This is a genomic window from Metabacillus halosaccharovorans (assembly GCF_002019635.1).
GTDB lineage: Bacteria > Bacillota > Bacilli > Bacillales > Bacillaceae > Metabacillus > Metabacillus halosaccharovorans.
The window spans coordinates 683,039-706,015 of the sequence record NZ_KV917371.1 but is presented as its reverse complement, the minus strand read 5'-3'; the positions used below and the strand labels follow the sequence as shown (position 1 = coordinate 706,015).

Genomic DNA, 22,977 nt, shown 5'->3' with positions numbered 1-22,977 from the left:
GAAGGGGAAGGAGAAAGAAAAATGAAACAACCGACGATCTATGATGTGGCCAAAGAGGCTGGAGTGGCTATTTCTACAGTTTCAAAAGTGTTAAATAACACTGGAAGTATTGGAGAGAAAACAAGGAAAAAGGTAGAAGAGACCATGCACAAATTAAATTACCAACCTAGTGTTGTTGCATCAGTCAAGAAACGAATTCAGACAATAGGACTTTTAATTCCTGACATTGCAGATCCTTTTATGGCCGAAATTACTAGAACAATTGAGGACCATGGTCGGAAGTTTGGGTTTAGTTTAATCATATGTAGTACTGATAACGATTTGGAAAAGGAAATGGAATATGTCTCCATATTAAAGAAAAAGTATATAGATGGCATTATCATTGCTACAGGGTTGAAAAATACAGGTGCTTTAAATGAGATATTAAACAATGAAATTCCGGTTGCTTTATTGTCAAGGGAAGTACCTTCTCTAGCAGTAAACACAGTCGTTGTAAATGACTTTTTAGGCGCCTTTAAAGCGACCACTTATCTTATTAAACTGGGGCATCAAAGAATAGCCATGATTACAGAGGATATCTATTTTCCAGTAACTATATCTAGATTAGATGGCTACAAGCAAGCTCTTGAACAAGCTGGTATACCTTACAATGAAAATCTAGTAGCGATCAATAATACTAGTTTTAACGATGCATTAGATTCAACCGAGAAACTTTTAAAGTTTTCTGAACCTCCAACAGCTATTTTTGCATCAACTGAACCTCTTGCCATCGGAGCAATGCAAGGTGTTCGTGAATCTGGGTTAGATATTCCAAAGGATATTTCAATAGTAGGATTTGATAACTCGATTCTTGCAAAAATGTGTTATCCGCCATTAACAACTGTGTCACAGCCAATATATGAAATGGGAAAGAAAGTTATTGAATTATTAGTAGAAGAAATAAAGAACCCAAAACAAGTTAAACAACGAATTGTTATGTCACCAGATCTGATTGTTAGAGGAACAGCAAGTGAAGTCAATAACTAAGTCCAAACCAGAGATACGAATAATGAAAGAAAAAATAATTGTTTGTATCTCAGTTATTGTCGTTTTTACGGAAGAGGGTAGATGTTAACTTAATCGTGTATTTAACTTTAAAAAAATGAAATCGATTACAAACATAACAAAAGGGATGAAAGAGCGGTTATTAATCTATCAGGGCGATTTTAAGATGAAGTTTAAAAAAGGTATTTTAATCATTTTTAGTATCTTGTTAACTTTCATGGCTGCTGCTTGTGGAGGAAATGAAGGAGCATCTAGTAAGAAGTATTTTAGGACCTTGGATTCACGATGATAAAACAATCTACGATAAAGTGGAGGACATAGCATGTTATTTAAAACATTTGAAGGAGAGTTAATGTTAATCATTCATGCACCTAACAAAGACCTAAGGAACGCCCGGACTCTTTTTCAATATGGGAGCAGAATGGGACAATTAACATAGTCATGAAAGATTAGTGATTGAGTCCATATAAGAGTGTGACTTTGAAGGTTTGTTTTATCCTATTCCTTATTATTCATGAAAGTTTATCTTCGAGTGAAATATCTATGAACACAACTAAATCAGAGTAGTTAAAACGTCTTAAATCCTTGATAGTACTGGAGTTAGGTGTTTTTTAAAATTGGAACGAACGATAAGCGTTATTTACACATCTTAAGTGATGAAACACTAATATTTCTTCTATATATAGTAATTCTTATTTTTTCTAAATACTTATATCGCTCTTCCTCGTATCCGATAGCCGTTACTCTGAAATCTTTAGTTGCAGGAGACTTTTTATAATTTAAGGATGGTATTTTTTAGAATTAAATGATTATCAACTGGTAATCCTAAGCAAAAACACGGGAAAAGGGGATTAGGTATGACCAGGGATAAAGATTTAAATCCAATGAATGTGATGAGACCATTAAATATAAATCCGAAAATACTTGATGAGACCCAGCCTTTAACGACTTTTGAAATGGGGAAACTATGGGCTACATATATGGGAAACAGTATGTCAATTCAAATTTTAGGTTATTTTCTTCAACATTGCGATGATGAAGATATAAGGTTGCTATTGGAGAATGGTTTAGCCTTATCAAACGATTTCAAGCAGAGGATAGAAGGATTTTTTACAAAAGATAACTTCCCTGTACCTGTTGGATTTACTAAAGATGATGTGAATCTTGGGGCTCCCCGTTTATACGCTGATGAATTTTACCCTCATTATTTAAAATATGCTGCTAAGGCAGGTATGAGTCTCTACTCAGTAGCAGTTCCATTAGTTATGAGGGAGGATATAAGGGAGTTTTTTATTTATTGTAATGAATGTACGACAGTCTTTTTAGGTCAAATTAATTCTGTTTTAATGGCAAAGAAATTTATTGCAAACCCTCCATTCATTCCATCACCAGAAGGAAATGGTAAAATCGATAAACAGAGTTACCTAAATGGATTTTTTGGAGACGTCAGACCATTACAGGCACTAGAAATCATTCATCTTTGGGATAACATTGAGAATAACACAACAAGTAAGGCATTATTATTGGGATTTTGTCAGATAGTTAAAGATGAAAAAATAAAGACTTTGTTTAATAGAGGTTTAGATATGACCGAAAAAGCTGTAAAGCAATATAAGGAAAAAATGCACATTGGACATATTCAATCACCGGCGTATCTGGACCATTTGGTTACTACATCTACATACCCACCTTTTTCTGATAAAATCATGCTGTTTCATAAAGTGGACATGTTCGCAATGAAGATAAGATCATTTGGGAATTCACTGGCTGTAACAGCAAGAAGAGATCTAAATATATTGTATGCAAGAACGCTTGTAAACATTGGATTATTTGTTGATGACGGTATGAATATCTTAATTGATAAAGGGTGGTTGGAATCACCACCACAAGCGAAAGATAGAGGTTAGTTTTACAAGTGGCAGGCAAGATGACGGTGCTGAATTTGAAAAGTTTGCCATTGGGGTATCTACACCGGTATCTGGGTTCTCGTGTTTGAAACGGTGTCGAATTTTGACTAATAGTAAATAAATTTCAATAATCGAAAATAAAATCTAAGAATCGAAAATAAACTACCGAAATAGAAAATAAATTGATCTTAATCGAAAATAAGTCTCGAAATCTTCGACCCTAAGTATGGAATAATACACTAAAAAAGCTGGTATAAACCTTAGTATGGTCTTATACCAGCCCTTTTTCACTATTTTAACTGCTGATGATCCTCATTTACTTTTTGAAATCAAGATCATGATGAACTTCGGTTGCAGGGATTTTCGGATTTGGAATTTGTCCTTTTGCTACTGGATTGGCTACATATTCAAAATGACCTGTTCCATCCGGAGCACTTCCAGTTGCCCAAAGTCCTTCACTTGATGCTTCACCTTCTGATAAATCCCAGAATTTATATGCTTCTTCCTGGGCTTCCTCTTCCGCTTCTGGTGGGAATGATGCTGGCACAACCACACCGTTTTTACTTTCAAGCTCTTCAATTGCAGCCATCCACTGATATTGGTGGTACCGGTCTCTTGCCAGCATTTTTCGGAATGTTTTACGTACACCTTCATCATTGGTCATATGGTATAACCTTGCTACTTGAAGACGTCCTTGGGATTCAGCGTGAAGATTTGAACGCATATCTGCTAATAAATTTCCACTTGCAACGATATAAGATCCGTTCCATGGAACACCATTTGAGTTGGTTGGCAATCCGCCTAAACCACTGACAAGCAGGTGCTGGGGATTGATTCCCCCCATAATAGACGCTGTTACAGGATCCTTTGCTGCTTCTGCTTGATCCTCGGGAGATGCACCATCCAGCAATTGAGAAATAAGAGAACAGAGCATTTCCACATGGCCAATTTCTTCTGTACCGATATCCATAAGCATGTCCTTATATTTTTCTTCCCCGCGGCAGTTAAAACCTTGGAAGAGATACTGCATCATGACAGTCATTTCTCCAAATTGTCCACCTAGTACTTCCTGTACCTGACGAGCAAGCATGGGATCAGGTCGATCAACTTTTACTTCGAATTGCAATTCTTTTTGATGTCGAAACAAACGAATCTCCTCCTATGATTTTAAATTGATAGTTATAGTAAATTCTGAATAACTATTACCCGTAATGATTGCTATAAAACATATTTGAGAAATATTAGGAGAAAGAACCTAGTAGAAACACTTTTGGAGCAGAATTCGTTAAGAAGGAAATATTATTCTTTTTATAGAATAGATTGTTGTAAGCTTGAGTTTAGTTGAGAATAGAAAGGTGAGATGAGGATGGGACAAATTAAAATTTATGGAGTAAAAGAAAATTTAAATCCAATAAAGGAAAGACTGTCGGATGTTATTCATTCGTGTATGGTGGACGCACTACAATTTCCTTCAGAGAAGAAATTTCATCGTTTCTTTCCAATGGATAAAGAAGATTTTTACTATGCAAGCGGAAGGACCGAAGCATATACAGTGATCGAAGTTAGTATGTTTGAAGGTCGAACAATTGAAGCTAAAAAACAGTTAATCAATTTATTATTTGAACGAATTAATAGAGACTTGAATATATCTCCCCAAGATATCGAAATAACAATCCTCGAAACACCGAAGCATAATTGGGGAATAAGAGGATTACCTGCCGATGAGTTAACATTAAATTATAAAGTTGATATTTAGTTTTTAGCTGCGAGGCAAAAAAGAGAGACCGCTAACTAGGCGGTCTCTTCCATCATTATTGAACCAATTTGACCAGCATATGAGCAAGCTTGTGCTGTTCTTCCTCATTTCCAACCTTCCATAATTCCTGAAGCAACTTTTCTTCACGATTACGTGCTGATTCATGGTCAGCAAGGTAATCGGCAACTTTTTGGGCTGTTTTAGCCAGTTGCTCCTCGTTCATTCCAAGTTTTTCACCTTTTGACACTTTGTCACCTAAGTAACTTTTAAATGTTTCAAAACTTGTAAGAACCTCGTCCTTTTTTTCTTCACCCATAGACTGCAATTTCTCTTCCACTTTGTTTTCCGCATTATTATGTGATTCAAAAGCCATTAAAAATCTCTCCTTTCAATAGTCTTTGATTTCTCTATTCATTGCCCGTATTTAAACCGTTTCAAACATTGAAAGTTTTTATATAAACGAGAACAAAAAGCATACTGATATATTTTATTGACTTAATAATTGAGCTTCTTCATATTGAGTCCAGTATAAGAATCCTTTATGAGTAAAATACTAACTAGAAATATCGCTGAAAGGATCTGCCATGAAAATCAAACCAATTAAAATGGGTACTAATAAAACAAGCATGAACGATAGATTAACATCAGCAGAAATGGGTAAGCTTTGGGCTACATACATGGGAAACAGCATGTCAAAAGGCATTTTAACTTACTTTCTTCAAAATGTTGAAGATAAGGACATTAAAACATTATTAGAAAATGCATTGGCATTATGTGAAGAATTCATGAAAACAACAAAAGAAATGATGGAAAAGGAGAATTATCCGATACCGATCGGTTTTACTGAAAAGGACGTCAATTTAGGTGCTCCGCGTTTATTCCGGGATGAATACTATGTTCATTATTTGAAATACACAGCAAAAGCAGGAATGAGTATTTATAATGCGGGAATCCCTCTTGTTTATAGGAAGGATGTAAACGAATTTTTTAAACATATTATGTATTCCACTATGAAATTAGTTGACGAAATTAAAGAAATTTTAATGGATAAAGGGTTAATCATGAAACCGCCTTTCATACCAGTTCCTGAAAAGCCAGGTATTGCCAATGACAACTTTTTAACAGGTTTCTTTGGGCAAAGACGTCCTTTGCACGCTCTTGAAATTGCCCATTTTTACGATAATATTGAAAATAATGTAACAAGTAAAGCATTAATCATGGCTTTTGCTCAAGTTGCCAAGGATGAAAAGATACGGAAATTGTTTGAATGGGGCAGAGATATGACTTCAGCAAATGTAGAAAGTTATATGAAAAAGCTTTATCAAGAAAATTTGCCAGCACCGTCTTTCCTTGATGATCTGGTCACAAACTCTACTTATTCCCCTTTCTCGGACAAGCTCATGTTATTTCATAAAATGGATATGTTTTCCATGAAAATCAGAGCGTTTGGGAATTCAGTAGCTGTGAACGGAAGACATGATGTAGGGCTCCTGTATACGAAGTCATTTATGAAAATTTCAAAATTTGTTGAATCCGCAGCAGATATTATGATTGAAAAAGGCTGGATGGAGATTCCGCCAACAGCAGCGGATAGAGGATAATTAGCTTCTCGATTCTGCTAATTATCCTTTAACCCTGCTTTTGAAGTAGACGTATTTAAAGCCAACGCTACGATCATAGTTAAAATACAAACTGTACCAACCCATTGGAATAGGCCAAAGGGTTCTTTCAGCCAAAAAACTGTAGTAAAAACGGCGGCAAGTGGTTCTATACTTCCAAGCAGACTTGATTCTTTAGGAACTAAACTTTGCAGGCTTTCTATATAAAACCAAAAGGCAATCATCGTACCAAAGATGATCACAAAGACTAAATAGAGATACGCTTCAACCGGTAATAGTTTTAGATCTATTTGCCAGGGCGGATGGATAAAACTTAAGGCTAAACCGCCAATGATCATAGCCCAGCCAACAATGACAAGTGAATCGTATTGCTTCAGCAATGGAACAGCATAAAGCGTGTAAAAGGCTAAAGCTACTCCGGATAAAACACCCCAAACAATAGCTGGCATTGGCACAGAAAGTTGTGAGACTGAGCCGTTTGTTAATAAGAAAAAGCATCCTACTAGGGCTAGTGATACGGTCAAAAAATCATTTTGTGTAAGAACCATATGTTTTCGGAAAATGGAGTAGATGATAATCATGACCGGGGCTAAATACTGCAATAATGTTGCTACTGCTGCATTTCCATGTTGAATGGATGCCATATATGTGTATTGAACCGCAAGCATTCCGAGTATCCCAAAAATCAATAATTGAACAGCGATCCTCTTTGTCTTCCAAACATCCAGTACTTGTGACCGATCTTTTGTTAAAAACTGAATGCTTAGTAGCAAAAAACCAGCAAGAAGTAATCGGGTTGTTACAAGCCAATTTACGTCAATTTCATACGAATCAAAAAGCTTCTTAGAAACTGTGCCGCCAATTCCCCAAAATACTGCACCTGTTAAAACAAGTACAATCCCTTTTTTTCTATTCATAAACATCTTTCTCCCTAATATATAAACATTGTGTGATAATATTTTTATAATAAAGAGGAAATTCAAATAGAAATACATAAATTGAATGGAAAAATATAAGGATATTGAGGTAGTTATATGCAAATAAAGGATTTCAGAGTGGATCATCGTCTAAAAGAATTAACTGAACATCGCACAGTCCTGTTACCTATTGCATGTTATGAAACAACCATTTCCAAAAATATAAATGGATTTATCCCTCTTCATTGGCACGACGAACTCCAGTTTGTTGTCGTGATAAAAGGTGAAGCAACTTTCCAAATAAATGATGAACGTGTTGTTATACGAGAAAGCGAAGGACTTTTTATAAACAGCGGATGCGTTCATATGGCAAAAGATATGAATGATTCGGGTTGTGTCTATATCTGTTTAAATGTTTCTCCAAGTTTTGTGTTAGCACAGGAACTTTATCCTGCCCTTGTAGCCCCATTTATCCAGGCAACAAATATCCCTTATTTACACTTGGTTACAACTGAAGGTTGGGCGGAAAATATAGTAAAATCGATTATAGAGATCAATCAAATAATAAAACAAAAATCACATTACTATGAAATAGATATCAGCATCCATTTAACGTTAATTTGGAAGAACCTCATTATAAATGGAGTTACATTAGAACATGAACAAACGGAAATGAGAAAGAATGAACGAATGAAGCAAATGCTAAACTGGATCCATCACCATTATGCTGAGAAAATTTTTTTGAATGATATAGCACGTGCCGGTCAATTAAGCCGTTCTGAATGCTGTCGATATTTCAAACGATTGGTAATGAAAACACCTTTAGAATATGTAACGGATTATCGAATTCAAAAAAGTTTACTATTACTGCAACAATCAGATCTCACTGTCACAGAAGTTGCCTATCAAGTAGGATTTAATAGCACAAGCTATTTCATTGATAAATTCAGAAAGGTGATGAATATGACACCTTTGACCTACAAAAAGATGATTGTTTAATAAAAATAAAATGATAGATTCGGAGGAGATAAAATGTTTACATATAAAATTAATGATGAGTTATCTTTGAAATTAGTGGAAGTAAGAGATGCAGAGGATGTCTTTGAATTAACAAATAATTCAAGAATCTACCTAAGAGAATGGCTGCCTTGGCTGGATACAACGACAAAACTCGAAGATACAATTTCGTTTATTAAAAGCAGTTTAACAGGTTTTGCTGAAAATAGAAGCCTAAACACGGCCATTCTATTTAAAGGTAAAATGGTTGGAGTCGCAGGTTATAATGAGATCAATTGGTCCAATAAAACAGCGTATATTGGGTATTGGCTAGGAGAAGAGTTTCAAGGTAAAGGAATAATGACAGAGGTGGCTAAGGCATTGACTGATTATGCTTTTAACGAATTGAACCTTAATAAAGTTGAAATTAGGGCTGCAGCAGGAAATAAGAAAAGCAGAAGTATTCCTGAAAGATTAAATTTTGTCAATGAAGGATGTATCAGACAAGCGGAATGGTTACATGATCACTATGTTGACCATGTTGTATATGGCATATTAGCAGAAGAGTGGAAGAAGGATAAGTGAATGTTGTCTTGCTTATAACGTCCAAAGTGTATTCGAATAAGAATGCGCTTTTTTTTTGATTCTCCTACCTTTAGGCTTGAATAACCAGGAATATTTACCTAAAATAATAGATAGTATACAGGGTAGGAGCATGATAGAGCATGATCTCAAATGAAGAAATGATTATTTTTATGAAACAAATCAAACTGCTAATTAATGAATATAATAAATGTTATGATGTAAAGATCAAAGAGCAAATTTATGAAGAAATAATCGTCCTTAGTGATTTAATTGATACGTAATTTTCAACAAACAGCCGCCTAACTCCTTCTCCTTATCGCTCCCTCCTGTCCCAATGTTTTCCCCTTATTGAGGAAGCGGAGGATCAAAGATATTCCATAATAAAAATATAAAGAAAATAGCTAAAATCCATGCAACCCAAGGTTTCCAGTTATGGATGGCTAATAAACAATAGGTTATGATATTAAAGATAAAAGACCAAATAAGTGTCCATCCATGCTGATGAATAATGCTATCATTCATATAAGCAATTAATTCAATACATTCGAAGATCAAAGCCCAAAGAAGTATCCAGCCTATTCTTTTGAAGGCTGATTGAGGAAATCGTCCTAAATAAACAACGATAACACATGGATAAATCAGAAATGCAATAGCAATAGCTATGATTGAATGGGTAGGAAGCAAAACATGGTCGATCCAAACAGGTTGAAATTCCCAAACTCTATAATTGTAAAATAATGCTCCGTAAAGCAGATCACCTATAATCCAAAACAATAGAGTTGAATAAAATTCACTCAAACGACTCCATTTACCAAAGAATAAACTAACAATAACAAAAAACACAACAAACGATGTTTGCATAAACTCTCCTTATAAATTATTGTGTATTTTAGTATTACCTATTTAAAATTACCTTACACTTAATAAGTGAATTGATAAATCAAATGAGCAAGTATAAGGTTGCCCATTTGTGGAAAATAAAAAAAGTACATAGGAGAAAAACAAATGATCATTCAACCAAATACATTTATATTCAATATTGGAATGGCAGCCATTTTATCGATTATTATTGGGTTAGAACGCCAATTAAAGAAAAAGCCATTGGGTTTAAAAACATGTTTAGTTATAGGGATCGTTAGCTGTCTGCTCACAACAGTTTCGATTGAGTCATCGGAAAAATTCGCAGAGGCCTATATAAGACCGATGGATCCTTTACGTCTAGCTGCCCAGATTGTCTCAGGTATCGGTTTCTTAGGAGCCGGGGTGATCTTAAGACGAAACAATGATATGATCTCAGGTTTAACAACAGCCGCAATGGTATGGGGAGCCGGAGGAATCGGGATCTCATGTGGTGCGGGATTTTGGTTCGAAGCTACCATAGCTACAGTTCTCATATTAGTCAGTGTAGAAATCATCCCATTTATCTTTAAATTTATAGGTCCAAAAACATTAAGAGAGCGGGAGTTAAAGGTAAAAATTACAGTTGATGATGAAGAGAAAATGACCGATATCTTAAAGGAACTGAAGCAAAAAGATATGAAGGCAAAGAAAGTAAGAGTAAAAGACATCAAACAAGGAGATCTTCAACAGCTTGATTTGGTGCTTGTTGTGAATGAAAAATTGTATATTACAGAAGTGTATTATACATTAAAGCAGATTAAGCATATCATTCATGTTGAAATGGAGTCACTATGATTGTAGAATTATGTGTGTACAACAAAGAGAATCGTGTTAATATGAACTGGAAAATTGTAGCTAGGGTTCCGCTATGTATATAGGTCTGTGACCGAGGGCTACATCTTTTACATATGTAAAAGGCACCTATTGACATAAAAGGTCCGAGGGGAAAGGTTCAGCGTATTTGTGATGCGCTGGAATCTTTCCTTCTCGGACCTTTTTTATACAATCAGAAGTTCAGATTCTCTAATTTTTAAGGAGGTTTATATGGTATGAAAAAGATTGATGACGTAAAAGCAGGTGTAGCGGTCATTATTTTCAATGAGAAAAAGCAGGTCTTATTACAGAAAAGAGCAGATGTGAAATTATGGGGAATTCCTTCAGGTCATATAGAGATAGGGGAAACTGTTACTGAAGCAGCTATCAGAGAAATAAAAGAAGAAACAAATTTAAATATAAAAATTAAAAAGCTGATCGGTGTTTATTCTGACCCGCATTCACAGGTCTTTTCTTATCCAAATGGTCAAGTTGTCCATTTTATCACGACATGTTTTCTGGCTGAAGTGATAGGTGGAGAACTTAGATGTAACGAGGAGGAATCGTTGGAATTCAAGTTTTTTGACTATCAAAACCTGCCTCATGACTTGTTAAACATGCATCCAATGTGGTTAGAGGATGCTCTTGAAAATTCAGAGAAGGCATTTATTCGGTAAATCTTTTGGATCATCATGTTGAAATGATACATATCCATAAAATCAGTAACATTTCTTTTTTGATAAAACCTTGATTGGCAAACCGCCTTTCGAGGTTTCTTTGTTTCCCAATATAATTAATTTTGAATAAAGCTAATTTTCACATGAAAATATAACTAATTTTCCCATTACTTTCATTCAACTTCGTTTGTTAAGATGTCGTCTGTAAACGTTTACAAATTATTGTTAGGTTAGTGAAAAGGTAGAAACTGTTCGTCTATGAAAATATCATGAGTGGAGGAATTTACATTGTGGAAAACAAGTAAATGGATGTTGACGCTTATTTTACTAGTAGGTTTCGTGATGCCTACGATAGGATTTGCCGAAGAAAATGAATCAACACCAGAATATGATATTATGCAATATGCTAATGAGATGCAGCCGGGGTGGAACTTAGGGAATACGTTTGACGGATTTGATACAGGAAAAGTTGTACTCGATGAAACAGCTTGGGGTAATCCGCGTGTAACAAAAGAGTTGATAACAGAAATTAAGGATCAAGGCTTTAATAGCATACGGATCCCGATTACATTTGATACTAGATTAGGACAAGCTCCAGAATATACAATCAATCCAGAATTTTTAAGCAGAGTTGATCAAGTTGTCAATTGGGCGCTGGATGCTGATTTAAAAGTAATGATTAACATTCACCATGATTCTTGGAGTTGGGTGACAGATGGAATGCCATCAGATCATGAAAATACAGTAACAAAATTTAATGCGATATGGACACAGCTTGCGGAACATTATAAACATTATTCAACAGATTTAATGTTTGAAAGTCTTAATGAACCACAATTTTGGGGTTCTGGTGGTGATATTGAAAGCCAAAAATTCTTAAATGAACTTAATGATTCGTTTTATCAAATTGTACGAGGGTCTGAAGGGTTAAATGACATTCGTCCACTTGTTATTCCAACATTGCACACAAATTTTGAAGAACAAAATCATGTAGATAACCTGTATAATTGGATCTCTCAAACAAACGATCCTTATATAATATCTACGGTCCATTATTATAGCTTCTGGCCGTTTAGTGTAAATTTAGACGGATATTCGACGTTTGAAGAAACATCAATGAAACATATTTCTGAAAATTTTGATCGCGTAAATAATAAGTTTGTTAAGAATGACATCCCTGTTGTTATTGGTGAATTCGGACTACTTGGTTTTGACGAAAACACCGGTACAATTCAACAGGGGGAAAAGCTAAAATTCTTCGAGTATATGATTAACTATGCAGAAGAAAAAGGCCTTATTCATATGCTATGGGATAATGGACAACATTTTAATAGGTCAACGTTGGAATGGAATGATCCACAGCTATATAACATGATGGCAGCAAGTTGGGAAGGACGCTCTTCAACAGCTGACACTGATTTTGTATTTTTGAAAAAGGGCGAAGAAATTACCGATGTCAAAAGGGTTCTGAATTTAAACGGAAATGAATTCGTTTCTCTAAAACTAGGAGAAAAAAATCTGGTTGCGGGAAAAGACTTTGTTTTAGAAGGTAATCATTTAACACTAAAAGCAAGCCTGCTATCTCAATTGATTTCAACAGAACTGGGAGAAATGTCTGTATTAACAGCAACATTTAATACTGGCGCGGATTGGACCTTTACTGTGTATCATTACGATTCGCCAGTACTTTCAGACTCTCAAGGAACAATCAGTGATTTTACGATACCTTTACAGTATAATGGGAATCTTCTCAAAACAATGGAAGCTACATATGTGGATGATGGAAGTCCTGCTGGCCCGCAAAACTGGACGGCGTTCAAACAATTCGGTTATGTGTTTGCACCTAATTATGAGGATAACCTTTTAACATTTCCATATGGAAACGACCGCTTCTTCAAAGAAATAAACGATCAACGCGAGGTAGAGTTAACCTTCCATTTCTGGAGTGGAGAAACGGTAAAATATACAGTAACAAAAGATGGAGAACAGGTAGTTGGTAAAACGATAAAATCAACATTACCTGAAGAGGATGAGTCAGAAAATCCAGGGGAGAATGACGATAATGAGAATGAGTCTGGTACTCCTGGGGAAAATGACGATAATGATTCAGAAGCTCCAGAGGAAAATAATAATGATGAGTCAGAAACTCCTAAAGAGGACAACCCTGGTAAAGATGAGGGTAAAACTGATGCTGGTGATGAGAACAAAGAAACAAATGAAGAAGAAAGTCACGTAGCACCAGTTAATAATAAAGATAAAACTAACTCGGAAAACACTCTAGGCAAAGCCGGCGAGAAACTACCTGAAACTGCAACAGGAAATTATAACTTATTCATAACAGGAATCATCATACTGTTCGTTGGAGGTTGTATAGCATTCTTTGTAAGGAAACAAAAGGTACAAATATAAATTAAAGAAGGTACCGGTTACCAATTTTGTTGGTAACCTTTTTTTTATGTTTTTTTCAGTGGTTGTTTTCGAAAAGATTGTTGCTAAAAAAAATAGTATAAAATCTATAGTGGAATGGAGCTACAGACACTCGACTGCGGAAAGCGAGTGTCTGTAGCGCAATGAAACGAACTAGTTTTCACAAGCCATTAATCAACAATCACCAACCCTAACATGGCAGAAAATTGAATAGCTTGAAAAGAGGAAACTTTGCATCCCTTTAGGTCTGATATAGAAACAGTCAAGGTGTCAAAAGTAGACGTACTAATGTCTATTCCTTTAAGTGGAGTTCTTTCAAAGTTAGCAAGATTGATATTGCATGAAGTAAATTCAACTTTTTTAAATTTACACTCATAAAAATCAGAATTTTCCAGAGCTGTATCGTGAAATTGTACTTTCTCTAATTTAGAATTTCCAAAAGCAGAGAGATTAAGTAAAGAATTTTTGAAAGAGACATTGCCAAGACTTGACTCTGTTAAATCTGTTCCAAGTAATTTGCAGTTTAAAAATTCTGCTCTATGTATCGAAGAACGATTTAATTTAGCATTCGAGAAATCACAGTTATCAAAAACCACATCTGTAAAATCCGCACCTGAAAAGTCAGTATTTTGGAACTTGCAATTTTTTAAAACCATCTTATAAAAACGAACTCTAGGCAATACTTCATTATCAAATACAGCATCCTGTAGTTGGCACAATTCTAATTCAGGATCTTCTTCATAAAAGATATCATTGAAATTTTTTAGAGGTAAATCATGTTGTATGGTAGGCGAATCAATTTTCATAGCATTCCCTCTCGATCTTTGTATAGAGTCTTCTTACGTTACTATAGGAAAATTTAAAGGTAAATATAAGTCTTTATTTTTGGTTGATGTTATGTACAAGGTTATTGCTCTTGTCTAATTAATCATTTCCTTGTTATAATACTGTTGAATTAAATAGCTAAAATTTTCACGCTGTGGATTTTTAAAGAATATTTCTTTTTTCGCCACACAATTATCAGTAGATAATTGTGTGGCTTTTTATTTGTGAAAAAAATCAAAAATGAGGGGGAACTAAGATGAAAGCATGGTTTTATGTCATGTGCGTATTTCTTGGAGGTTGCAGCTTTGGAGTTCTTTCCACGTTTGTAAAACTGGCATATGAAGCCGGGTTTACTATGTTTGAAGTAACGGGAAGCCAGGCAATAATTGGGACCATAATGATTTGGGTTCTTGCTTTGTTTGTTAAAAAGCAGAAGGTAACTAAAAAACAGATCATAAAGTTGGCAATAAGCGGTTTTCCAATGGGGTTAACAGGTATCTTTTATTATTATTCTTTAGAGACTTTAGATGCATCACTAGCCATCATCTTTTTATTTCAATTTATATGGATCGGTGCTATTGCAGATTGGATCATTTTAAAAAGAAAACCTTCCATCCAAAAGATCTTGTCCATTATAATCGTGTTAACCGGTTCTGTTATGGCAGCAGGTATCTTGACTTCCGGAGAAAAAACAATTGATTTGTCAGGTGCAATGTGGGGTGTCCTTGCAGCTCTATCTTATTCACTCTTTCTCTTAACAAGTGGTATGGTTGAAAAAGAAGTACCGGCTATTCAACGAAGTGCCATTCTTTCGACTGGATCTATGATCATTGTATTACTTATTGCCAACCCATTATCATGGATGAATGCTGAGACGATGATAAATATTGCCCCATATGGAGTTTTATTAGGTTTATTCGGAGTTGTTATTCCTCCAATATTATTTGCCGTAGGGATGCCAAAAGTAGGTCCTGGAACAGGCTCGATTTTAACAGCTTCCGAATTGCCGGTGGTTGTTCTACTCTCAATGTTTGTCTTATCAGAACAAGTTCAATGGATACAATGGGTAGGTGTACTTGTCATTTTAGTGGGGATCATTCTAGGGAATCGATCATTTTTATCGGATCCTTTTAGGGAAAAGACTGGGTTCTTAAAAGAAAGTAAAAAGAATTTTACATCTTGAAAAATGGGCACAAACCTTCTTAAATGGTTTGGCCCTATTTTAATTTTATATAATTCTGAAAAGAGAGAATAAGTTTATGATAAAATGTGATGAATTGGAAATATCTACTGTTTTATGGGGGGATATAAATGAAATCAGTGAATGTTTATCATTATGATGCGTTTAGCAAGGAACCTAATAAAGGTAATCCGGCAGGTGTTGTTCTCAATGGAGAGGATTTAACAGATGAACAGATGCAGGAAGTAGCGTTTAAAGTAGGATTTAATGAGACAGCATTTCCTGTTAAATCAGCAGTTGCGGATATTAGAATCCGTTATTTTACACCTGGACATGAAATGAATCTATGTGGACATGCTACAATCGCGACTGTATATGCGTTATGTTCAAGAGGGATGTTAGGGGAAAAACGGAAGATCACAATTGAAACCAAAGCCGGTGTATTACCGATAAAGATTGATACTACTGCAGATGGTGATCTATACATAACAATGAAACAGGCATCACCACAGTTTAAGGAATTCAAAGGTTCAACAGAGGAATTAGCCCATTCAATGGGAATATCAAAGAATGATATTGATTCCGGATTACCCATTCTATACGGTAGTACAGGAACTTGGACATTACTAATTCCAATCTCGAATCTGTCTGCGTTTGGAAAAATGAGACCTAATAATAAGCTATTCCCAAATATACTAAAGGAAATGCCACGAGCATCTATCCATCCTTTTTGTTTGGAAACGATCGACCTAAAAGCTGATATGCATGCCCGCCATTTCTCTTCTCCATTTTCGGGGACAATTGAGGATGCAGTAACGGGAACTGCTTCTGGGGTGATGGGAGCTTATTATGCCAGCTATATAAACACCAAACAAGGAAATCCTTTACATCTAATCGTTGAACAAGGTCATGAAATGGGAAAAGACGGCAGAGTTAATGTACAAGTAACAAAGACAGAAGATGATGTTGACATAGAAATCTCCGGAAGTGCAGTTTATGTAAAGGATATTGAAGTGACGGTAAAAGAGTAGCATTCATCATTATTAATGATGTTAATCCTAAAGTTACATGACATCAGGCGTGAACTAAATTTGTTCACGCCTGTCAGCATTAGATCAAAATTGTATAATTTATCCCCCTTTTTGTGGATAAATATGCTAAAATTATTGAGTCAAACAGAAGGCAATATATTAATATCATCGTCAAATCCTGTTTTGTTCCTACAAAAAAAGGGAAGTAGTGGACAAAGTACTAAATTGATTATTTCTTATTTAAAGATCTTATTACTAATTGTTTTTAATAAGTTCTTTTTACAAAACTATGTAGGTTGATTGGAGCGAGCATCCTGGAGCTCCAATCAACCATCTCCATACTTATTACAAGAAAAAGTTGCGAAAAACAGCTTTTAACAAAAAAACCGAATAGTAACTGAATAACAATTATTAGCATTCCTATCTTAGAGTACCAGTCACTTAATCGGGAAGCCTATAGGTATAGAAAAATTTATATATAATTCTTTATGATGTAAGGAGAGAGGTAGATGGAGTCAATTTGGTTAGAATATGCTTGGGCTCTGTTAATACTGATCGGGTTGGAAGGATTATTATCCGCTGACAACGCTCTGGTATTAGCAGTAATCGCCAAGCATTTACCTGAAGATCAGAAAAAAAGGGCAATAAATTACGGAATTTTAATGGCATTTGTATTTAGATTTGGTGCACTATTTGCCATTTCATTTATTGCAAACGTCTGGCAAATACAGGCGATTGGAGCAGCATATCTTCTCTACCTGGGATTAAAGCATGTCATTCAAGCTAAATTCGGGAAAGAAAATGAAAATATTCGTGAGGAAAAAGAAAAGGAATCACGTGGAAAAGGTTTCTGGCCAACAGTAGGGAAGATTGGATTAGCTGATCTTGCTTTTGCCATCGATTCAATTCTGGCTGCCGTTGCTCTTGCCCTAGGTCTTCCAGATTCACCACTTGGCAATTTCGGTGGAATGGATGGAGGACAATTCATAGTTGTTCTTCTTGGTGGTATCGCAGGTCTTGTCTTGATTAAATTTGCTGCAACATGGTTTGTAGCACTTCTTGCAAAACGTCCGGCATTGGAAACGACAGCATATGCAATTGTTGCATGGGTAGGTGTTAAATTGGCTGTAATTACCCTTGCTCATGAGGATATCGGGATCCTAGATCATCATTTTCCTCACAGCACAGGTTGGACTCTGGTCTTCTACGGAGTTTTAGTTGCAATTGCCCTAATCGGTTGGTTTGCACCTTCCAAGAAGCCATTGGAAGAAAAGGGTTCTTAATAAGATAAATGAATTCAGAGGGTGGGTTAATTCAATGAAATTAACCCACCCTTTTTTTATAGACTAAGAAATATAAAATATGTACTTAGTTTGGTGTCCAGCTCCAGCGCCTAGCCCCTCTAGGATCTAGCCACAAATGAATTGAAGACAAAGAACGTCTTTTATTCATATGCGTCTTATTTGCCCTAGGCTGATCAAGGCGCTTACGCATTTCTTATAAAAAACAACAAGCCCGTTTCAAAAGAAAATGGTAAAATAATACCTAGGTATTAGACAGACTGAAAGGGTGGGTGAAAGAAATTAAAAATATTAAACGTGTCTTGTTTATGCTTCTTGGTTTTATTTCCTTAGCAATCGGTATAGCTGGAACGGTTTTACCTATTCTACCAGGAGGTCCTTTTTATCTATTTGCGCTCTTTTGCTTCACCAAAAGTTCTAAATCAGTTGAAAATTGGTTTAAGAGCACTTCTATATATGAAAAATATGTTTTGGCCTTTTTACAGAAAAAAGGGATGACACGCAAAGAAAAAATCCGCATCAATATTATTGCAGATTTCTTTATCCTCATTTCTGTTATTTATATCGATATTCTTATTTTGAAAATCACATTAATTGTCCTTGCTCTTTATAAACATTATTATTTCATTTATAAAATTAAGACCATTAGTACTGCTGATACGAAACAAGATAAGGCGCGAACTCTATAGTTCGTGCTTTTTTGCATTTAGAAGGATTTCTATCTTTTATATAGGAATATCTCTTTATTTTTCTATTTTATATTGAAAATGATTATCATTACCATTTATACTGTTAAAAAGAATGAAAAAGGAGGAAATGGAATGTTTATACAATTGAAGACGGTAATTGTTACTGAGGGTAATGCGGAGAAAATGGTAGAACGTTTTTCTGGAGAGGGAATCATTGAACAGCAAAAGGGATTTGTTGATTTAAGTGTTTTGAAAAAGAAACAAAGAAGAGGTGACGAAGAAGTTGTCATTATGATTCGCTGGGAATCTGAAAGTGATTGGAAAGCTTGGGAGACGAGTGACATACATCTAGCAGGACACAGGGAAAAGCGTGGAAAGCCATCACCATCATATATTATTGAAAGCTCCCAAGATGTGTATCGCGTCTTGAGCACGAAAAAATATAGAGAGCCTTCTCATATCCAATAATATTTTAAAAAAGTGATCGCCCAACACACTATTGTTTTGGGCGATTGATGATTCAATGAGCCATCCCAGTCCCCTTTCTTGTGATGAGCATAAAAATCAAATAAGGGGCACCAATCACTGAAATTACAATTCCAACTGGAATATCAGCAGGTGCTAATAAATTTTTCCCTATCATATCCGCAACAAGTAATAATAAAGCACCAATCAATGCTGAAACGGGTAAAACAGAAAAATAATTTGCACCGCAAAGTCGTCTTGCAAGATGTGGCGCCAGTAAGCCGATGAATGAAATGCCACCGCCAACTGCAACACATGCTCCAGCCAATGCAGCAGATAAACATAAAAGAATTCGCCGTTCTGACTCCACGTTTATACCTAATACAACAGGAACGGACTCCGTGAATTGGAGAAGATTCATGGATCTTGCCTTAAAAAAAGCAAGAGGAGATAAAATGACAATCCAAGGGAGCAATGCCCAAACATATGGCCACTGTGTTCCCCATATGCTACCGGTTAACCAGATGGTTGCTTGTTGAAAGTCTTTTGGATCCATTTTTAATTGAAGAATAATCAAGAGTGCGCCACATAAAGCATTGAAGCCAAGTCCCATGAGAAGTAACCGGCCAGGCTCGATACCGCCTTTCCATGAAAAACTATAAATAAGCAATGCAATCGTGAGGGCACCAATAAACGCAAAGACAGGTAATAGACCTGGTGCAGACAAAATGGAATCTTTATTTTCTCCAATCAGAAAGATACAAAACACAACAGTCAACCCGGCACCTGCATTAATACCTAATATTCCCGGATCAGCTAAAGAATTGCGGGAAAGACCTTGTAATATAGCACCTGATAGAGCGAGCCCTGCACCTATTAATAATGCAATGAGCATTCTAGGTAAACGAAGCTGGTATAGGACTAGTTCTTGTTGTGGAGTTCCATTTCCGGCAAAGGTAGTGACTACTTCGATTAGATTAATAGGGAGACTCCCTGTTGAAAGACTTATGATAAATACGCTGAAAATGAAGATTAAAATCGTGATCAACCATACTTTTGAACGAAGGACCGCTTCTTTCCAATCCATTACATATACCCTCTTTTCGTACGTGATAAATAAAGGAAGAACGGTACACCAACTAATGCTGTAATCGCACTTACCGGAGTTTCAAATGGAGGATTGATCATTCGGGCCCCAATATCAGCAACAATTAGGAGCAAGGCACCTGCTATGGCACTTAATGGAATCACGAGTTGGTAGTTCGATCCTAGTAGGAGTCGAATGATATGTGGAATCACAAGTCCTATAAACCCTACCGCACCGGCAATTGAGACGGCAACACCGGATAAGAGGACAACGGTGATGATCCCGATCCAACGTACGTTGGCAAGAGATTGTCCAAGCCCTGTCGCTACTTCTTCTCCCATTGCCAGGATTGTTAAAGAGCGACTAATAAAAAGTGAAAGAATGAGACCAATCAAAACTGTTGGTACCAAAATCATGACGTGTACCCATTTTGTACCTGATAATCCTCCGGCAATCCAAAAACTAAGATCTTGTGATACTTGAAAATATAAAGCAATCCCAGTCGAAAGGGCACTAAAAAGCGTACTTAGAGCTGCACCGGCTAATGTAAGTGTCACAGGGGAAACTCGGTCCTTAGCTATAACAGAAAAAACAAAGACAAGACAGGCTCCTAATGCAGAACCGGCAAAAGACCAGAACAGTAAATTCCAATATGATCCTGATCCCACAAACGCAAGCGACACAGCAATCGCCAAGCCGGCCCCGCTTGTAATGCCAATAATGGATGGATCTGCAAGAGGATTACGAGTAAGGCCTTGCATAATGGCACCAGCCACCGCTAAAGCAGCCCCCACCAATGCAGCTGTCAAAGCACGTGGGATTCGAACCTCTCTTATAAGTTGGTGCTCAATATGACTGTTTTGGAACGAAAAAAGAGAATCAGCTATAACCGAAGGAGAAATCCAAACAGCGCCAAGCCCAATCGAAACAAGTAAAAAAAGAAAAACGAACAATAATCCTGCTCCACCGACAAGCATTGCTTTTTTTCGCATAGATGAATCTGTTTGCAGATGTATCACAGTGGGGTTAATCGGTTTATCCATTCTATCCATCCCTTCGTTACATGAAAATGATCATCATTTTCAATTAGAACATAATTGCTTATAAATCTACTATTGAAAAAGGTTTTTTGTCAATTCTTTTTCAACATTCTGTTAAAGAAACTAATAACGCACAAACATAAGGAAGGTGAATGATATGTTTACTGTAAAGCCGTTGATTGAATGTTGCTTTAGCATTTCTGCTTTAAAAATAAGGGAGGGCGTTGTTAAAAGAATAAGCCTTTTAAACCGAACGAACACTCTTATTTATATTGCAGCAGGTATTGGTCATATATCTAATAAAACCGATCAGCGAAAGGTGACAGAGGGTAAAAGCTATATCATGACTGAGGAATATAACATCACATCTTTATCCGGGCAGCTTCTCACTGTTTATGCTTTGTCATGGAACAAAACAAGAAGTGATTTCAATTTGCCACAATCTCTTCCACTAGCTGATCAAGCTCCGGCAAAAGTTGTACCACTATGGGAGGAAGCAATTGAATGTCAAAACAGAACGTCCATGTCTGATCTATGTAAATTTCAGGCTATTGTATGGAATCTTCTTTCTTTGCTAACAGATCAAACAGAGGTAGATCGAATTGAAGAATCAAAAGCATTTATAAAAAACCGTTTGACAAATCCTTATACGGTAACAGCTCTTGCAGAGAAAGCCAAAATGACACCGAGTTCTTTTACAAGAGCTTTTAAGAAACAAGTAGGCATGTCGCCAAAGGAATACTTAATTATGGAGCGCATGAAAGCTGCAAAAACACTCATGCTGCAAAATAAGGGAATCACAGCAAAAGAAGTTGCCTTAAAGGTAGGGCTGCAAGATGAGTTTTATTTTAGTCGGATCTTCAAACAAAAGGTAGGACAGCCACCAACGATCTATATGAAAAGAACAAAGGAAAGAGTAGCTGTCGTGAGTCAACTCTTTTTACAAGATCACTTGCTTTCATTAGGAATTCAGCCTGTTGCAGCGCCTGCTTATCCCACGGAATATCCCGCTACTAAAGGGATTCCTAGTTATTTGAAATCAGAGTTGCACGGGACAAGACTACTAAACGCAGAAAAGCTGTTTCAACCAGAGGAAATTCTTTTCTCACAACCGGATCGAATTATTAAAACACCGTTGCATAACGGGGAAATTCAGTCAGTTCTTTTATCACATCAACAAAAAATCGAGCATATATCTTTGCAAAAAGATTGGAATGCCTACCTTAGAGAAATTGCCAGGTTGTTTCATGTAGAAAGCTTGGTAGATGGAATTGAAAATGAAATAACTTGTTTGGAAACAAAAGTGAGAGATGAATTATGCCCATTAACAAGGAAAGGAAATTGGGCAGTCATATGGATTCGACAGGAAGAAATACGTCTATATGGGCGAAAGCATCATGCATGTCTTGATTTGTTTTATCAAAAACTAGGATTTGAGCCACATCCGGATGTACCTGATACAGGATATCAGGTTGTGACGGTGGAGGATCTGGCAAACTTGGATTGTGATAAGCTTCTCATTCTGTGGAGTCATGAAAAAGATGTATGGCGAGTCGTACAAACGAAAGAATGGAAAACGTTGAGAGCGGTCCAAACAAAGGAAGTATATTACCCTAAAAGTCAGGAATGGGATCCGTGGGGACCATTGGGAAGAAAGCATATGCTAGTTCAGTTTGCGTCAGAGCTTCAACATTCAAAGCTGATTGTCTAATTTGTCC

The 22,977-nt window shown here is 36.2% G+C and carries 23 protein-coding genes; 16 read left to right on the top strand and 7 right to left on the bottom strand.

Features of this window, described 5'->3' with window-relative positions:
* The first annotated feature begins 21 nt into the window (after nt 1-21).
* Nucleotides 22-1,026: a LacI family DNA-binding transcriptional regulator gene (locus BK577_RS03440; RefSeq protein WP_078431633.1), complete on the top strand. Its 1,005-nt coding sequence runs from the start codon at nt 22-24 to the stop codon at nt 1,024-1,026.
* A gap of 875 nt (nt 1,027-1,901) precedes the next feature.
* Entirely contained in the window at nt 1,902-2,951 is a 1,050-nt protein-coding gene (locus BK577_RS03430; RefSeq protein WP_245823423.1) for a DUF3231 family protein, read from the top strand.
* A gap of 316 nt (nt 2,952-3,267) precedes the next feature.
* Here the strand turns inward: BK577_RS03430 and BK577_RS03425 are convergent, their stop codons facing one another.
* A complete protein-coding gene (locus BK577_RS03425) occupies nt 3,268-4,098 on the bottom strand; it encodes a manganese catalase (RefSeq protein WP_078431631.1) in 831 nt (276 codons plus the stop codon).
* A 219-nt stretch (nt 4,099-4,317) separates the two neighbouring features.
* Between BK577_RS03425 and BK577_RS03420 the strand changes: the two genes are divergently transcribed.
* Nucleotides 4,318-4,707 (top strand): tautomerase family protein, encoded by a 390-nt coding sequence (locus BK577_RS03420; protein ID WP_078431630.1) that lies wholly within the window; start codon nt 4,318-4,320, stop codon nt 4,705-4,707.
* 55 nt (nt 4,708-4,762) lie between these two features.
* On the opposite strand, the gene BK577_RS03415 is transcribed toward BK577_RS03420, so the two are convergent.
* On the bottom strand, nt 4,763-5,080 hold the full coding sequence (locus BK577_RS03415; RefSeq protein ID WP_078431629.1) for a DUF3243 domain-containing protein: 318 nt from the start codon (nt 5,078-5,080) through the stop codon (nt 4,763-4,765).
* A gap of 211 nt (nt 5,081-5,291) precedes the next feature.
* Between BK577_RS03415 and BK577_RS03410 the strand changes: the two genes are divergently transcribed.
* A complete protein-coding gene (locus BK577_RS03410; RefSeq protein WP_078431628.1) occupies nt 5,292-6,308 on the top strand; it encodes a DUF3231 family protein in 1,017 nt (338 codons plus the stop codon).
* 17 nt (nt 6,309-6,325) lie between these two features.
* On the opposite strand, the gene BK577_RS03405 is transcribed toward BK577_RS03410, so the two are convergent.
* Nucleotides 6,326-7,243, bottom strand: a complete 918-nt coding sequence (locus BK577_RS03405; RefSeq protein WP_078431627.1) for an EamA family transporter — start codon at nt 7,241-7,243, stop codon at nt 6,326-6,328.
* A 117-nt stretch (nt 7,244-7,360) separates the two neighbouring features.
* Between BK577_RS03405 and BK577_RS03400 the strand changes: the two genes are divergently transcribed.
* From BK577_RS03400 to BK577_RS25880, 3 genes are all read left to right on the top strand, one after another.
* Nucleotides 7,361-8,242 (top strand): AraC family transcriptional regulator, encoded by an 882-nt coding sequence (locus BK577_RS03400; protein ID WP_078431626.1) that lies wholly within the window; start codon nt 7,361-7,363, stop codon nt 8,240-8,242.
* Between the two features lie 33 nt (nt 8,243-8,275).
* Complete coding sequence (locus tag BK577_RS03395) at nt 8,276-8,824, top strand: GNAT family N-acetyltransferase (protein ID WP_078431625.1); 549 nt, start codon at nt 8,276-8,278, stop codon at nt 8,822-8,824.
* Nucleotides 8,825-8,964: 140 nt separating this feature from the next.
* Entirely contained in the window at nt 8,965-9,105 is a 141-nt protein-coding gene (locus BK577_RS25880; RefSeq protein ID WP_169908080.1) for a hypothetical protein, read from the top strand.
* A 64-nt stretch (nt 9,106-9,169) separates the two neighbouring features.
* Here the strand turns inward: BK577_RS25880 and BK577_RS03390 are convergent, their stop codons facing one another.
* Nucleotides 9,170-9,685 carry a CBO0543 family protein gene (locus BK577_RS03390; protein ID WP_078431624.1) on the bottom strand — a complete coding sequence of 172 codons (516 nt, stop codon included), beginning with the start codon at nt 9,683-9,685 and terminating at the stop codon, nt 9,170-9,172.
* Nucleotides 9,686-9,829: 144 nt separating this feature from the next.
* On the opposite strand from BK577_RS03390, the gene BK577_RS03385 reads away from it, so the two are divergent.
* From BK577_RS03385 to BK577_RS03375, 3 genes are all read left to right on the top strand, one after another.
* Nucleotides 9,830-10,519, top strand: a complete 690-nt coding sequence (locus tag BK577_RS03385) for an MgtC/SapB family protein (RefSeq protein WP_026559604.1) — start codon at nt 9,830-9,832, stop codon at nt 10,517-10,519.
* A 254-nt stretch (nt 10,520-10,773) separates the two neighbouring features.
* Complete coding sequence (locus tag BK577_RS03380) at nt 10,774-11,214, top strand: NUDIX domain-containing protein (protein WP_078431623.1); 441 nt, start codon at nt 10,774-10,776, stop codon at nt 11,212-11,214.
* Nucleotides 11,215-11,502: 288 nt separating this feature from the next.
* Nucleotides 11,503-13,623 carry a cellulase family glycosylhydrolase gene (locus BK577_RS03375; RefSeq protein ID WP_245823422.1) on the top strand — a complete coding sequence of 707 codons (2,121 nt, stop codon included), beginning with the start codon at nt 11,503-11,505 and terminating at the stop codon, nt 13,621-13,623.
* A gap of 188 nt (nt 13,624-13,811) precedes the next feature.
* On the opposite strand, the gene BK577_RS03370 is transcribed toward BK577_RS03375, so the two are convergent.
* Entirely contained in the window at nt 13,812-14,447 is a 636-nt protein-coding gene (locus tag BK577_RS03370; RefSeq protein WP_078431622.1) for a pentapeptide repeat-containing protein, read from the bottom strand.
* A gap of 275 nt (nt 14,448-14,722) precedes the next feature.
* On the opposite strand from BK577_RS03370, the gene BK577_RS03365 reads away from it, so the two are divergent.
* The 5 genes from BK577_RS03365 (at nt 14,723) to BK577_RS03345 (ending at nt 19,135) form a co-directional block, all read left to right on the top strand.
* Complete coding sequence (locus tag BK577_RS03365; RefSeq protein ID WP_078431621.1) at nt 14,723-15,649, top strand: EamA family transporter; 927 nt, start codon at nt 14,723-14,725, stop codon at nt 15,647-15,649.
* A gap of 128 nt (nt 15,650-15,777) precedes the next feature.
* On the top strand, nt 15,778-16,677 hold the full coding sequence (locus BK577_RS03360; protein ID WP_078431620.1) for a PhzF family phenazine biosynthesis protein: 900 nt from the start codon (nt 15,778-15,780) through the stop codon (nt 16,675-16,677).
* Between the two features lie 509 nt (nt 16,678-17,186).
* Entirely contained in the window at nt 17,187-17,960 is a 774-nt protein-coding gene (locus BK577_RS03355; protein WP_078431619.1) for a TerC family protein, read from the top strand.
* A 290-nt stretch (nt 17,961-18,250) separates the two neighbouring features.
* A complete protein-coding gene (locus BK577_RS03350) occupies nt 18,251-18,667 on the top strand; it encodes a YbaN family protein (protein ID WP_245823421.1) in 417 nt (138 codons plus the stop codon).
* 132 nt (nt 18,668-18,799) lie between these two features.
* Nucleotides 18,800-19,135: an antibiotic biosynthesis monooxygenase gene (locus BK577_RS03345; RefSeq protein ID WP_078431618.1), complete on the top strand. Its 336-nt coding sequence runs from the start codon at nt 18,800-18,802 to the stop codon at nt 19,133-19,135.
* Nucleotides 19,136-19,187: 52 nt separating this feature from the next.
* Here BK577_RS03345 and BK577_RS03340 read toward each other — a convergent pair whose 3' ends face one another.
* Nucleotides 19,188-20,219 (bottom strand): FecCD family ABC transporter permease, encoded by a 1,032-nt coding sequence (locus tag BK577_RS03340; RefSeq protein ID WP_078431617.1) that lies wholly within the window; start codon nt 20,217-20,219, stop codon nt 19,188-19,190.
* A complete protein-coding gene (locus BK577_RS03335) occupies nt 20,219-21,211 on the bottom strand; it encodes a FecCD family ABC transporter permease (protein WP_078433444.1) in 993 nt (330 codons plus the stop codon). The genes BK577_RS03340 and BK577_RS03335 overlap by 1 nt, the downstream gene beginning before the upstream one ends.
* 205 nt (nt 21,212-21,416) lie before the next feature.
* On the opposite strand from BK577_RS03335, the gene BK577_RS03330 reads away from it, so the two are divergent.
* On the top strand, nt 21,417-22,970 hold the full coding sequence (locus BK577_RS03330) for a helix-turn-helix domain-containing protein (protein ID WP_078431616.1): 1,554 nt from the start codon (nt 21,417-21,419) through the stop codon (nt 22,968-22,970).
* Nucleotides 22,971-22,977: the final 7 nt, after the last annotated feature.